The following is a 13,821-nucleotide window of genomic DNA, read 5'->3' on the forward strand; positions in this document are numbered from 1 at the left end:
ACCCCGTCGAACAGTGCAGATCAGGTTACGCGCGCTGACGAAGCTTCGGACTTGCATCCCCTATGCGAAAATCCTCAATTCTCCGGCCAGACTTCATGGCAGCAACCAACCACCGCGGCCGCTTGCCGCGCCCCGACCAGGTCTCGGAGGTCTGGGGGTTCCGGTATTTCGGCAGCACACGCGGATATTTTCGTCTCGCCTTGGTAGTCGGAGACACGCCCGGTCCGCTTGAGTCCGCCAAAACAGCCACCCCGCCCCCGAGAACCGCCAAGCGCTTCTCCAGTTCGTGCTTTTCTGCCTTAATTCGGTCCGATAAGATCCCGCTAATTTCCTCATGAAGCGACCAGAGATCGTCAAGGGACATCGATTCTAACTCGAGTTTCTTAGCTGGCATGCTCGCACCCTGTAGTTGCGCCAAACTTAATATGTCCCGGATCGACATTAATCAAGATGGTGAACTAGATTTACCCAACAAAATGTATGGAACCGTACTTAAATCCGCATTCCCAGATAACTGCGTCGCAGCAATCAATCAAGCCGAAACGATGGGCTATCCGCATAATTTAATTGCGGAGCGGGTAAATTCACACGTCCAGCGGGCAGCCGTGGAACCATTCAAGCGAACTGATATGACGGGATCACATCAAGCGCCCTACGCGTCATCCGCGCCGCAATATTCTCGATGAATATGGTTGGCGCGTTGGCTGCCCCCGTTTTGGGCAATCTCGATATTGCAGCCTTCGGATATGCACGAGCGCCAACCAACTCAATGTCCCTCAGCGCTAGCCGCCTGAACTCGATTTGAGCTTCAGGTCCCGAATGTCCGAGGGTCCAGCCGGGGAAGGATGCTCCGAGTTGAAGACGCCGAGAGGAACTCGATTGAGAGACTCCCCTTTCTTGCTTTGCAGCAAGTCATTGATCTGCCTATCCCCATTTAATAAAATAACCCTGGTAATAGTTATTAAATAATATACCATTTATTTATTGTAGCGTGGATTTGAAACACTGACTTTGGTCCATCGTTGATTCGGGTGCTGGGGCAATAATTGCTCGAAAGCTGAGGATGACAGATGGATCAGGAGTCAGTCGAACGGTGACGAGAATGCTATGCGTCGGCAAGATCTCGAAGCCATGGACTTTGAGGAACTTTGGCTCCTTCACGAAGAGCTAACAAAGATACTTGCCGAAAAGATCACAGTCGAGAAGCGAGAGCTCGAAAAGCGTCTTGCGCAACTCAACCAGCCGGATCAATTCGGTGAAGCTGAACGCCGGGCCGCCAATGCCGGAACGAGCGAGCCGCCGCGCCGCAAATACCCGAAAGTCGTGCCAAAATACTTCAATCCACTCCGCCCGACGGAGACCTGGTCGGGGCGTGGTAAACAGCCTCGCTGGCTAGTTGCCGCGCTCCAATCGGGGCACACGCTCGAAGAGTTCAGGATTCGCGAGAACGACGAGTCGCCCGATCGGAATGCCGGTGGACAAGGGCATTAACTCCGCGCAACTGCAGACATGTCGTTTGCTAAAACTGTTTGGCCTTGAAGGCGTGCGAGCGTTGCTGGCTTTACACCTTTCCGACACGAACGGCGGTGGCGGCCCTCAACAGGAACTGTAAGGTGTCCGTTCTTGGCACGGACCACAATCCGGGCCGGCGCATACCGGTTTGCGTGCAATCAGAGGTTGCTTCCCGCCGGTAGTTTCTGAGGTCCAGGACCGTCATTGCGAGGAACGGCACACGTGTGGCCGGAAAGCGCGCTTGCATTAATTGTCGCATGAACTGCAGACGAGGAATCAGCCGGGTGCGCATTGAGCGCGGGATATCGACCCCAAGCAGCGCAGCAAGGGCGAGCAGTTGGGTTTCGACGGCGTTCTTCATCAATTCGCCCGAGACATGAGAGGCAAGTTCCTGCCAGTCCAGCCCTTCGGAATCATTCAAGTCGCGCAACTCAACCAGATGCCGCAGATCGAGTTCGCCAAGCCAGTAGCCGTAGTCTTGAAACTGATCGTGGATGATCAACATCAGCGCTCGATAAGTGGGCGTCGGGACGTACACGCGTCCCCGCCCCAGCAGCGCGGGGACGCAATGGTTCAGGGCATGTCCGGGGCCAGCATAGAGGTACGCGGGGCCTGGAGCGGCCCGTTGCAGATCGATGGTTCCGACATCCCGCGGTCGAGTTAGCTCGACATACCACCTCGCACTTTCGGGCCGCGCTTGATCATGAACTTCATAGCCAATTGCGCCCAGAGCGGCGACCGCCCTTTCAGCTTCGTCCGGCACGACCATGATGTCCAGATCGGACATCAGCCGAACTCCTCGCCGCTCGACAGGTGCTGTGGCTAGCGTTGCCGCACCTTTGAGCAACACCGGCGTAACTCCCTGGCCGTTCATCGCAATGACAGCCTCTTCCAATTGACCGGCCAACCGGTCGTTGCGCAGCACGTTTCGGCGATGGATCTGGCGGATATAGGTGCACACGTCCTCCGGCAACACCGATGCAAATTGATCGACGAAGCCAATGAGCGCAGGCGTCGTCAACGTCTGGTTTGCGAGCCCGATGACGGAGGTCCACTCCACTTCGACGGGCGGCAAGCCTCGCAAGCAGTTGCAAAGGCTTATCAGTGCCGCACTATGTCTTGTCATTGCACAAGTCCATCAGCAGCTGTCGAGCCTGCGCCGATTCCGAATAGGTAAGTTGGAACGATCGTGCGCCCGCAACAATCCGCTTCAAAGCGAAAAAGCCGGACTGCGACAGCTTCCCGTCTGCGGCAAACGCGCCCTCAATGAGTCGCTTGATTGAATCAAGCTGATCCAGGGGGATCAGCTCGACGGGGCCGCTTGCAACCCGGTTCAGAAAGATGATCCAGTTGGCAGAGAGGCTCCCATTGTGCGCATCCGGAATCGGCAAATACCGCACTTCGGCGCCATCGGACCGGCGGTGCGTCACGTCGTTCCAATCGCCATACAGTCGGGATAGCAACCGCCACGATCCCTGCTTGAGGGTGAGGGCAAATGGGATGCCGCAGATCGTTCCGTCAGCCCCAATCAGCGCAACGTCATCGCCGGCATACTGAAATCCAGCGTCTACGAGTTCTAGTGCAAGAGTCGACTTGCCGGCTCCCGGTTGGCCGCACAGCAGCAAGCCCATGCCGCACTTTGCAAGAGAAGCGGCGTGGAGCGCGAAAGCCCACTGATTGCTTCGGATAAGTCGCTCGGTGATGTGAGCTTTGATTGCAGGGGCCAGAGCTGCGGCTTCGCATCTTTGGATGTTCGCGTCATTCCCGCGGAAGAATACCTGATCGTCCAGCACCGTTGTCTCGATCGCAATATCCTCCGCCTCCCCGCCGCTGCCGTCCGGAACACAAAACAGCGAAATCAACTGTTGCAGGAGGTCCCAATTTGAGGCCCGGATACTGATCCTGCGCCGACCAAGAATCGTTGAGAAGGCGCAATTGGCCGACATTCGCCAGTCGAGCTCGAGCACCCCTCGATCGATCCAGACGTTCATCGCCTGCCACGTGAACTCGCGCGCTGCGCGCTCGCCAATGCCTAGCTGCCCAAGCTCCTGATGGACGTCTTCCAAAGAAGCACCTTGTGCCAACTTGCACCAAATGAATGCCCCTAGCTGGTCCAACTCATAGAGCTTCTGCCTTGTCTCGCTGAAAAGCACTGATCGACCGTCCACCAGCGCGAAGACTGCACCCGCGGCGGGTCTCAACACCATCTCTGCCGATGTTTTTTCCAGCATGGCTATGCCCGATAGCAACGATATCTGTTTCGCCGCCGTGTCGACGCGGTGGCGACAACATCCTGCAATGTCCTGTCCGCGGCGCGTTCAAACGAGCTGCAGTTGCCGAGAAAATTCGGCTTGATCGCCGTGCTACAGCGGTGCAAATCCACCTTCAGTGCGGCTGCACATCGCCTGACTGGGATTCGTTCGAATGACCGTACGGCCCCGGGTCACGCCGCCAGCTGACCACCCTCGTTCACCCCAGATGGAGAAATATTCAACACTTGTCCTCCGAGAAAGGTCGCCGGCGCGGTCAACCGGTGAGAGTCCAGCAGATAGCGGTAAACTTCGCGAGCAGCACTCCGCTCTCGTAGAACGTGCTCCCTCTCGCTGATACTCGCTAGTTTCTCGCGCATTTGAGCCAACTGCTTCGCAGCCGAGGTGGAGTTGCGCTTCTTCTGGACTGATTCCCGCATCGTCTCCTCCGACCAAAAAAAATGACGAAAACAGCTTACGTCATTGACAACAATTAACAACGAGATTTATATGATCTCAATATAATAAATATTTATTTCATGTTTGAACCGGATGCAACGGTTCAAATACCAAGAAGCGGGCCCTGCGTCGAAATAACAGCCGACCGAGAACAGCGTCGCAGAAATTGCCGCGATGATCTTGGCCTCCTGCGTGCGGGACAGCAAAAAATAGAAACTTGACGAGAGTCGCAAACCAGACCGACAGCGCAAGGCTTAATTTGCAGGATTAAATCCTAACGACGAATATTCGCTGACGAGAGTGGGGTGAAACCGGTGATCGAATTAGCCAATTTGCCCATCACGGGCGACATGATCGTCTTCGTCGCGAGCGGCATAGCACGCGCAAAACTCCCACCCGCTCAGATTCGCCGATTTTCAGTGGCGCCCCAGGAGCTTTCGAGAGACGAATAATCAACGCCCGCGCTGCCGAGCCAAAGAGCGGCGGCGTCCAAGGAATCGCTCAAGCAGCGATCCGGCCGGTTGGAAAAACGTCGTCACGAGCAACCCGCCCTGCTCGAACAAGCACTCCCAGTGTGCGATGCCCCCCAAGTAACCCACACTGAGATGACGACGCACTCCAGCCGGCCGGTTCTCTTTCGTTCGACAACGAATAATAATTTCCTAGGGAGGCTCGCATGGGAATGATCATGGTCAAATGTCCGCAAACCGGTCGCGCGATTCCTACTGGTATTAGGTCGGACCGTGAGGCTTTCCTGCGGAGCGTTGTGTTTTATGGCAATACTCGCTGCCCGGTGTGTCGCGCCAATCACAACTGGTTCGCTCGCGAGGCCTGGGTCGATGAGCCGGTCGTGCGGCCCAGGGAGATATTCGAGGAAGCGCCGCTGTGTTGATGCGTAGCGGGCTTCGGTACAGACGCGGAGCCGAACTGACTAGCATTACACGAATTTAGGCCGACCGCCTCATTTGACGCCGCGTGTGCGGAGTTGATCTGTTGCGGCATGGCTGCCGCACCGGCTGGGAGCTAATCTTGGTACGGACTGGATGCGCTCAATCATGGCGCAGCGTTCCTCTAAATTCCTGTCTCGGCGGCTATTTCTGCCAGGGCTTACTGGAGGGATGCGAAATATTTTGGCCTATCGTCGTAAAGCGAACTGACGCCCTCATGAACCGTAAGTTAAGCGTCACACCGGCAGATCGGCGCAAACTAACGATTCCGATCGCTGATCCTGCAAGGGCCTGTTTGGGGGTATTGTAGTGAGTAGTGGGGTTTGCAGCCGCTTGGCTGTTCTGCGTCAAACGGCGATGGAGCTCGTTAGCCTGCTTGCCCAGTTGCACAGGCTACGAGAGCAAGTGCGAAGGGCGGAAGGGCGAAGCCGCGGAGAAAGAGCGAGACTAGGGCCGGCGTCACGGATGCGTAGGCCCCGGTTTGGGACGAGTTGCCGCACGCGGATCCAATGATGGCGAGCGGCGCGCGTAATTTTAGCGAACTCGAAGACGATCGTTTTACGGATCGACCTTGAAGCCTCCGGTAACCCCTTGGCACAGCTTCAAGCCGCCCGATCGCTCCCCGATGAGGCGTGCGCGCAGCGGAGTTTCAAGGCAGGCCGATGCGAGTGAAGGCTCTGCGCCAGGAAAAGTGCTGCACTTGGATCCGGCGTCCCTTTCCGGCTCTGACCGAGATCATCCACGAGCGGCATGCTGCGGATCATGTCCCGCACCTGAGTCGGTTTAAGCCTGACTTTTTACCTGTTTAGTTTTATGAAGCAGCACTTCATCTGAAAGACAATTTGAAAGAAAAGCGAAAGTCGTTCGCGTCAATCGTTTCGGTAGTGCGCCATGGAAGGAAAATTAGTTATCCGGTATAATCATAATTAATATGACGCAAAACAGAAAATAAGGTGAGGAAAAACTAATGGGAGGAGTGGATGGAGACCGTACGCCGCTTGCGCGCGATGGCGTCGCTGTGCCGACAGACTTCTGCGCATCATCCTGATCGAAGCTGGAAGCTTCTCGCCGAAGCTGAGTTCTGGGAGCACTTGGCTAATGACATGCTTCGCGAGCATTTCGAACATGCACGGCTGGCTCCTCGCTCCGACCGATCGGACATGATCCGAATGCCGCGGAATCGAGCGCTCGCATAACCGCGTGAATGCTCTCGCCTAGCCCAAATCCCGCTCGGCCGCGTGCCGGGCGTCAGTCCTCTTCAAGGCGCCCCATGGAGTACCAAGCCCTGCCGGCGCCTTTGTCTGGCGGCGCGCAGACCTGAGCAGGGACGCCAAAGGGCGCTCGGCTGCCCGGCTCGGTCCGCTCAGACTACCGAGTTCTGTTTTCTGGGTCGGGAATACGCTTATGCGAAACTGTCGTTCGCCGTTGGACTTGCACTTTGGCGTCCAGCACTTTTTCCCCAGCTCGTGCGGCGCGCGGCCGGCTCACCTGGTCCGAAAGGCTGGAGCCCCTACCAACTGTTCCAGCGATATTTCCGTCGACCTTCGCTGCCGGTATTTTTCGGTTAGGTGACGGTCCAGCGATCATCTGCTCCTCGTTGCTCGTGCCGGTGCCAATAGCTCCGATCGGCAGACCATTTTGAGTGTGGCCAGCGCCGGCATTTCTTTTGGCCTGCGCCGCCGCCCGCGAGTTCGACGTGGCGGGTTGAACGTCCGGGCTGTTGGTTTGACTGGTGCGGTTCAGGTTTGCACCGGTACCAACGTCTCGTGTCCCCATTCCTGGAGGCGCCGATGGAGCAGGGTTGGCGCTGCTCGCATTTGTACCCATGCCGGACGGAGCTGACCCACCAGTGTTGGCGCTCCCCGTGCCCGTCCCAGTGCCGGCACCCGCGGAGCCCGCCACTGCGCCGCCTGCTTGGGCCAGGGCCAGCACAGATACGCTCGTGATAGGCGCAACGATCAGCGAAGGGATTCGGTGGAGCATTGGACGATCTCCTTCTCAAGCGACCGGCCGCATCGGCCGAAAATTAAATTACGATATAAATCATTGAATAAAGTATAATATGGTTTATTTTTGCCTATGGATAAATAGCAATTGGGAAACGGATTGACACATTAATGTCGCGGATGTGGGCACAAGCGCCGATGCAGGCAGGGTCGGGCCTTGGATCGCCCGTTCGCCGCGCAGACGTGTGGATTGCCTCGGATTGTGTTCGTAGCTGTGCGCGCACCTGCGCAACAAGGTCGGCGTGGGTTGCACCGACTGTCCTGACGGTAATATCGGTTTTGACCATACCCGTTCTCGCGCAGCAGCCAAACCGGCCGGCGAGCGACGCCCATGTCATGGCGACGCACTTGCGCGGCGCGACCGGCTCGGGAGGGTGGCGCGCGGCGCGGCTGAAACCATCTGCCGACACGACACCCCTGAAGCTTGCACAAGCCACAATCAGCAATACCGAGCGATCGCGGCAAGTGCTCGCCACAGAACAGGAGAGGATACAGGCCCTTGCTGCTGACCTTCGAACATGCCGACGGGAGCAGGATACCGTGCTGGGGCTGTTGCAGCATGCACGCGAGCAATGGACCAGCATTGCGGAGGCCACCGAGAATGAAACTGATAAGCTGCAGAAATCGCTCCGGGAGGAGCGCTTGCACACGGAGCGTCTGGAACTGGAACTTTTCAAGGCGCGCAACGATTTCGAAGTGCAGGCACGGCTAAGCCGCGAAATCGGCACCGAGGGTCGCGAACCCGAACGCCGGGCACAGAGTGATCCGAGAGAGCTGCAACAAGCTGTCGAGCGGGAGAAAGATCGGGCAAACCGGCTGGAGCAGAATCTGACAGCCGCTTATCACGACCTGGAGATCCAGTCGGCAGAGGTAACCAGACAAGCCGCAGAGATCAGTGCAAAAGAGGCAGCGGAGGCTCAGGTACAGGCGGGCCTGCGACAGGAGCACGATCGTACCAAACAGCTGGAGGAGACGCTCGCGACGATGCGAATCGAGCTCGACAGCCGTGCCTGGCAGATCGCGAAGGCGACAGAAGAAGCGGCGCAGACCAAGCGAGCGACCGAGGATACCTCGGCTAAACTGAAGCTCGCATTGAAGGAAGAGCAGGAAAAAGCAGATGCACGGGCGCAAGAGCTCTCGTGGGCGCGTTCCAGACTCTTCGCGTATGAAGCGCAAGCCGCAGCAGACGATGATCGAGCCGAACAGTTGAAAGAGGAGCTTCAGCGAGAAAGCGATCGACCTAGCGGAGGTGAGCAAGAACTTGCCGCAGCACGCCCGAATGTCGGACCGCGGCTACCCGAGGGGGCGGCGGATGAAGGCGGAACCAGCACTTCGCCGACAGGGGAGCTGCTCAGGACACTGCTGCCGGGGTCGCCGCAGCCCGCGCCCGAGCAAACTCCGCGAGAACTCGTGATGATACCAGCTGAGCCAAAGGCGCCATCCCCGGTTCTCGGGAACGAAAACGCCGCCGAGCTCGTGCGATTGATCGCTCGCGCAACCGGATTGCTTCGACAAGGCGACATTGGCGCGGCACGAGTTGTCCTGGAGCGTGCTGCTGAATTAGGGAGCGCACCGGCAAGTTTCGCGCTCGCCGAAACGTATGATCCGAGCCTGCTTGCAAAATGGGGCGCGAGCGGAACGCGCGGCGACACGTCCAAGGCGCGAGAGCTTTACGCCAGAGCAGCAGCCGGAGGGGTCAAGGAAGCAAGGGAGCGGTTCGACGCACTTGGTCGTTAGCAGCATCGGTGCAGACAAATGGTCGTGCGCTGTATCAACTAGTCAGATCGAACTTAAACTTACGTGTCGAAGTGAAGAGCGCAGCGGACAAAACAGAACAGACGTTCCTAGGGGAGCCGGATCGATGAAGCAGCTGGTTGGAATACGCTCTTGGTTTCTCCTCATCGTGATAGCCGCTCCGCTTCTGATCATGGGCTGTTGCCTAGCAATGGCCCAGCAGACTCCGCGGGCGCGTGCGGATCATGCAAGGGCGGAAATTGCGGCCATGAACGATTGGACTGTTGGAATTGCCGGAGGTCTGCTGGAAGGAGCTCCCATTCGGCTTGCCGCGGAAATGGCGCGAGTGGCCGATGATGGAACGGACCTCCACGTGTTGCCCATCGTGACCCGTGGCGCAACCGAAAATGTCAATTCGCTGCTGTATTTGCGGGGCATTGATGCAGCAATCATCAATTCCGACGCACTTGACGAGTACAAGAGCCAAGTGCCGGACATCCAGCGACGGATCACCTATGTGCTCAACCTGTTTCCATCTGAACTGCACGTATTCGTCAGGCCCGAAATTCAGAGCTTGAGTGATCTAGTCGGAAAGAAGGTCAATTTCAACACCCAAGGTACCGCCGCAGCTTATTCGGGCCCGCTGATCTTCAGCCGGCTGGGGATCGAGGTCGATAAGGCATTCATCCCACATCAGGTTGCGATGGAACAAATGCGCAGGGGTGAGCTGGCCGCCGTCGTTTTCATAACATCAAAGCCGGTGGATGCATTCATACGTGGTCGCTGGGATGCCGGATTCAAGTTCTTGCCGGTCCCCTACGAGAGCAAATTCGAAGATTATTATCTGCCATCTTGGCTGGACGCAGCTGATTACCCGAACTTGATCAGGCAGGGGGAACGCGTGACAACTATTGCCGTTCCAACCGTGCTAGTCGCTTTCAATTGGCCGATCAAATCCAATCGCTTTCATCGTGTGGCGCGCTTTGTTGACCGCCTGTTCTCGCGGATCAACAAGCTGCAGGAGCCCGGTTTCGATCCGAAATGGAAGTCGATCAACTTGGCGGCGACGGTCCCTGGCCTGACGCGTTCTCCCGCGGCGCAGGCCTGGCTCGATCGTCTACCGCGTTCGAGCCAGGCGGCACAATGACGTTCACCCTGATCGCTCTCGTCGTGACCCTCGCGATCGCAAATGACCTCGCTCCGGCCCGAGGCGCCGAAGACCCTATGGCGCCGGTTCGCGTCTCTGATCGGCCCGCAAATGGAGCCGGGGCGTGGATCGTCAGCGAGACCACCTCGCCAGTCGATTATTCATCGATCATCAAGGCTACACTACCATCTCAAGGGGGCAGTTCCGACGCAGCAATGAGCCTGTCGATACGCTGTCGCGGCGGCCTGACCGAAGTGTTGCTTGATGGAGCCGGCCTGTCGGGCCGCCGCGAGGATTACACCCTTTCCCTGCGCATCAATGATGATCCACCTTTTCAGGTCTCGACAATCACGTCGGCGCGCGGTGTCGCGCTTGAAAGCGATGTCGTTCGCCTGTTGCAATCGATCCCCGGCCACAGCGCACTTTCCGTGCATGTGTCACGCCGAACGGGGACCGGCGCCGGTGCAGTGTTCGCTCTCGATGGTATCGAGAGCGTGCGTGCAAAATTGGCGGCAACATGCAAATGGCCACGCGCGATCGCGAAGCCCAACAATTGATCATGAACCTCAGCTTGTCTGGAGAAACAACATAATGCCCAAATTTCCGAAGATTATCACAGCGATGATCGCGACAATCATCTCGCTCCTGGTCGGGCTGTCTAGTTCCGCGGCACAGGAGACTCGCCTGCTCCCGGCACAGCCTAGTTTGCCTGCAGCCTCACCACATGGCGTGGCCAGAACGCACGCGAATTCATCGGCGCGGGCCGCGACGCCAAAACAATTTGAGCTGGCGCGCATCGCGCCATCGTCTGCTGCCAAGAAAGAGCACCGCCTAATCCTTCAGGTCAACACAAGCGACTCCGCGTCAATGAATCTTGCATTGAACAACGCACTCAACGTCGCGCAATACTACAAGGAGGTTGGTGAAGGGGTGAAAGTTGAGGTGATTACCTTCGGCCCCGGCCTCCATATGCTCCGCGATGACACGTCGCCGGTGAAAGCGCGAATTGAGGAAATGGCTCTGAGCACGCCGGAAGTATCATTCAAAGCCTGTGGGAACACGCAAGAGAAAATGCAAAAGGCCGAAAACAAAGACATTCCGATCGTTGCCCAAGCCCAAGTGGTGAGGTCGGGCGTCGTTAGGGTGATGCAGTTGCAGGAGCAGGGATGGACCTACGTCAAACCATAAAATGGCGACCAGACAATGCCTATCGAGCGGCTAGGTGCCGGCCTGCGGTCGCGCCACTCCGATCGAGTGGGTCGCCGCAGCCGATGCAAATTGAACTGGCCTCGATCGGGGACAGATCTATCGCGCGCTATTCACCGGGCAGCGCCAGACCGACTGTCTGATCATGCGCACGAGAGCGACTTCGGGAGAGGGTTGAGCGAACATCGGTTCGTCTCAGTCACTTGCGAGGTCTGGTAGCAATTTTGCGGGGCAGCCCTTGGCCCGCCCGTCCTACCCGGCCGCCTGCTAAGGTCGACTGTCCCGTAGCAGCATAGGGTATCGGAGACGCAGGACGGCGCGAGCTGTGACACACGGTGCTTCGATTTACGTCAATTCTGATGACCTCTTTTTCGAAGGCAAGTGATTAAATTCCACTGGATTTTATTTTGTTAACGCGTCAGATTTCTAAACTTAAAGCGAGTCGATTTACGTTGGGGAATGTTAAATGGCAAAGGCTGCCGTTTCCCGTAGTACCTTTCGAGGGTTATTCGCTTTTTATGCGAAAGCTGATCACAAGCACGATGGCGAATATTGTGCGTTGAAGCTGTTTGGATCCGCTCAAGACATTCCGGATCGGCTGCTACAGCAGTGGTCGCACCAGGCTGATCTACCCGGCGCGGAAGCCATCGCCAACACACTGGAGCCGCGCACCCGCAAGATCGTGAATGGTCGTAAACGCTATGACCACGCCAGCGACTTTCTCCACGTGCTACTGAGAGACCTAGAGCTAAGGGAATACTGAAGAGACATCGCTGCGTCAGGCTCCGCGAGGTCTTGCAGACCAGAATGATAATGCCTTTTGCCTCCGCGCTCTATATGCACCAGACTGCTATTCTAATGCCGGACAGCCGGCCCATTTTGTCGACATAGTGCTCGCATGCCGAGGTCGATCTACCAGCCATTGCATGAAAGGCTGCGAACGGAGAACGGTCAAAGTCTCCGCCTGACCTTTTCAGAAATTGAAGCGATCTTGGGGAAGCCTCTGCCGAGATCGGCCTACACCTTCACTGCGTGGTGGAGCACACTGAAGAGAGCAGGTCCTCAAGCGAGAGCGTGGATATCCGCTGGTTATCGTGTCCGGGTCTCAATGAAGCACCGCATCGTCGAATTCTATCGTTCTGAAGTGAACACCAATGATCGTCATGGAACGCCTTGGCTGCATTGAAGCTTTCCATGATGGCGGACCTATCAACCTTGGTGTTCGGGACAAACTGCGAGAACAAGCCGGCGCAGAATCAAGTTGCCACTTCAGTGCCGCAGCGAAAACCGCTGCGGCCCTGTTTTTGGGCGGAAGCCGCGAGCCGAATGCTCCGGAACGTGGCGAGAAAAATCTAATGGGAACGCTGCGCGATGGCCCTAGGCCGCATGAGGGTTGACGATGGTGTACCCTCGCAGGGAGCGCGGGTGAATTCGCGTTGCATGCCCACCTGAGTTGGCATCGTACGCCTTCCAGATGTCACCGGCGATGTGCTGTTCAAGGACGAAGACGTGTCCACGTCGCGCGGCAACCATTCCCGGTGCTGGCGAGGTGCGGGGAAAGCGCAGCCAATTGGCTGCGAGGTTCAGTTCCGGTACTACCCGACCAAACACTCGTATCGCCGCACCACATCCGCAGAACGAGCGAGGGCAACCGGCCGGACGACCGCTGACGATCTCACTAGTTAAGGCCCCTGAGCTGGCCACAGACATCCGTAGGCTAGCAACGGCACTTCGCTGCAGGCGCGGTGCCGGTCTCGTGTATCTCTGCGCCTGCACCAGCGAAGATGAAAAGTCGCACGGCATAATCACGTTGCATTCAGGTGGCGAAGCGGCGCGCAAGGGGCGCGCTTCAGAAGAAATGGATGTCGCAAAAACGAGCACTAAAGCTACGACTACTCGATTGAACATGCAGGACTCCGGGTTAATAGCCCTGCCCCAGTGCGCAGAAAGCGCCTTTTAATTTGGCGAAATTAAGTCACAAAACCAGAATTAAATAGAATTTGAAACCGAATTAAATCGAGAAAGGAACGTTTCGATTTGCCTCGAGTCCTGCTTGTGCGACCGATCCCTTGTTGTCGTGGATCGACAGATGGAAAAGGCAGTCGCCTACGCAATCTCAGCGGCCCTCGTGGGTATCGGTGTTTTGATACTGGTCGTTGGCCTGTCCTCCAACTCGCCCGCTTTGTGGGTGGTGGTCGCGCTCGTGCCGATCACGATCGGGATCGTGAGCGCTTTTGGCCCCGTGTAAGGATGGGGAAAACGGCCGATGCGTCAGATCGTCTGCATTTTCCGAATCGGGCCTCTGTGCACGCTCTCAACTGGTTTCAGATTTGCGGGTACACGCGCGTGAGCCATTTCGTCTCTATGCTTCTGCTTGCCCTCGCCCTGACCCTGACCTTGTGCTTCGGGGTGGCAGCCTGGCGCGTGTCGGCGGGCAATGACGTCGAGATCACCGCAACGATTCCGCATGGGGAACACGGATGGAGAGCGAGGTCGAGGAACTGAATGCCTTGCGTCACCCTTCGGCTACATCCTGGCGACTATGAACGTGGACCTTGACG

14 protein-coding genes are annotated in these 13,821 nt (G+C 57.4%); 10 read left to right on the forward strand and 4 right to left on the reverse strand.

Going from position 1 to position 13,821, the window contains the following annotated elements:
• Nucleotides 1-25 precede the first annotated feature (25 nt).
• The gene (locus tag AC0L3P_RS25760; protein ID WP_473306163.1) at nucleotides 26-394 is read right to left on the reverse strand and encodes an H-NS histone family protein; all 369 of its coding nucleotides are present in this window, start codon (nucleotides 392-394) and stop codon (nucleotides 26-28) included.
• Nucleotides 395-1,107: 713 nt separating this feature from the next.
• On the opposite strand from AC0L3P_RS25760, the gene AC0L3P_RS25765 reads away from it, so the two are divergent.
• Nucleotides 1,108-1,491, forward strand: a complete 384-nt coding sequence (locus AC0L3P_RS25765; RefSeq protein WP_473306167.1) for an H-NS histone family protein — start codon at nucleotides 1,108-1,110, stop codon at nucleotides 1,489-1,491.
• Nucleotides 1,492-1,561: 70 nt separating this feature from the next.
• Here AC0L3P_RS25765 and AC0L3P_RS25770 read toward each other — a convergent pair whose 3' ends face one another.
• Together AC0L3P_RS25770 and AC0L3P_RS25775 are read right to left on the reverse strand one after the other, a co-directional pair.
• A complete protein-coding gene (locus AC0L3P_RS25770) occupies nucleotides 1,562-2,587 on the reverse strand; it encodes a nucleotidyltransferase family protein (RefSeq protein WP_473306169.1) in 1,026 nt (341 codons plus the stop codon).
• 37 nt (nucleotides 2,588-2,624) lie between these two features.
• Nucleotides 2,625-3,743, reverse strand: a complete 1,119-nt coding sequence (locus AC0L3P_RS25775; protein ID WP_473306171.1) for a serine/threonine protein kinase — start codon at nucleotides 3,741-3,743, stop codon at nucleotides 2,625-2,627.
• 1,153 nt (nucleotides 3,744-4,896) lie between these two features.
• Here AC0L3P_RS25775 and AC0L3P_RS25780 point away from each other — a divergent pair.
• From AC0L3P_RS25780 to AC0L3P_RS25815, 8 genes are all read left to right on the forward strand, one after another.
• Nucleotides 4,897-5,112: a hypothetical protein gene (locus tag AC0L3P_RS25780; RefSeq protein WP_246649160.1), complete on the forward strand. Its 216-nt coding sequence runs from the start codon at nucleotides 4,897-4,899 to the stop codon at nucleotides 5,110-5,112.
• A 2,397-nt stretch (nucleotides 5,113-7,509) separates the two neighbouring features.
• On the forward strand, nucleotides 7,510-8,910 hold the full coding sequence (locus AC0L3P_RS25785; RefSeq protein ID WP_473306174.1) for a coiled-coil domain-containing protein: 1,401 nt from the start codon (nucleotides 7,510-7,512) through the stop codon (nucleotides 8,908-8,910).
• Between the two features lie 124 nt (nucleotides 8,911-9,034).
• Nucleotides 9,035-10,054 (forward strand): TAXI family TRAP transporter solute-binding subunit, encoded by a 1,020-nt coding sequence (locus AC0L3P_RS25790; protein WP_473306176.1) that lies wholly within the window; start codon nucleotides 9,035-9,037, stop codon nucleotides 10,052-10,054.
• The gene (locus AC0L3P_RS25795) at nucleotides 10,051-10,611 is read left to right on the forward strand and encodes a hypothetical protein (protein ID WP_473306179.1); all 561 of its coding nucleotides are present in this window, start codon (nucleotides 10,051-10,053) and stop codon (nucleotides 10,609-10,611) included. Before AC0L3P_RS25790 ends, AC0L3P_RS25795 begins: the two co-directional genes overlap by 4 nt.
• A 34-nt stretch (nucleotides 10,612-10,645) precedes the next feature.
• Nucleotides 10,646-11,242 carry a DsrE family protein gene (locus AC0L3P_RS25800; RefSeq protein ID WP_473306181.1) on the forward strand — a complete coding sequence of 199 codons (597 nt, stop codon included), beginning with the start codon at nucleotides 10,646-10,648 and terminating at the stop codon, nucleotides 11,240-11,242.
• A gap of 484 nt (nucleotides 11,243-11,726) precedes the next feature.
• Complete coding sequence (locus AC0L3P_RS25805) at nucleotides 11,727-12,023, forward strand: hypothetical protein (RefSeq protein WP_473306183.1); 297 nt, start codon at nucleotides 11,727-11,729, stop codon at nucleotides 12,021-12,023.
• Nucleotides 12,024-12,158: 135 nt separating this feature from the next.
• Nucleotides 12,159-12,446, forward strand: coding sequence for a DUF7662 domain-containing protein (locus AC0L3P_RS25810; RefSeq protein WP_473306187.1), 288 nt, complete (start codon nucleotides 12,159-12,161; stop codon nucleotides 12,444-12,446).
• Nucleotides 12,415-12,657 carry a hypothetical protein gene (locus tag AC0L3P_RS25815; protein WP_473306226.1) on the forward strand — a complete coding sequence of 81 codons (243 nt, stop codon included), beginning with the start codon at nucleotides 12,415-12,417 and terminating at the stop codon, nucleotides 12,655-12,657. Before AC0L3P_RS25810 ends, AC0L3P_RS25815 begins: the two co-directional genes overlap by 32 nt.
• Here the strand turns inward: AC0L3P_RS25815 and AC0L3P_RS25820 are convergent.
• Complete coding sequence (locus tag AC0L3P_RS25820) at nucleotides 12,638-13,168, reverse strand: hypothetical protein (protein ID WP_275173771.1); 531 nt, start codon at nucleotides 13,166-13,168, stop codon at nucleotides 12,638-12,640. The genes AC0L3P_RS25815 and AC0L3P_RS25820 overlap by 20 nt on opposite strands.
• 181 nt (nucleotides 13,169-13,349) lie before the next feature.
• Here AC0L3P_RS25820 and AC0L3P_RS25825 point away from each other — a divergent pair, with 181 nt between their 5' ends.
• Complete coding sequence (locus AC0L3P_RS25825; protein ID WP_275173770.1) at nucleotides 13,350-13,508, forward strand: hypothetical protein; 159 nt, start codon at nucleotides 13,350-13,352, stop codon at nucleotides 13,506-13,508.
• Nucleotides 13,509-13,821: the final 313 nt, after the last annotated feature.

It is taken from the genome of Bradyrhizobium sp. WSM4874, assembly GCF_055811835.1.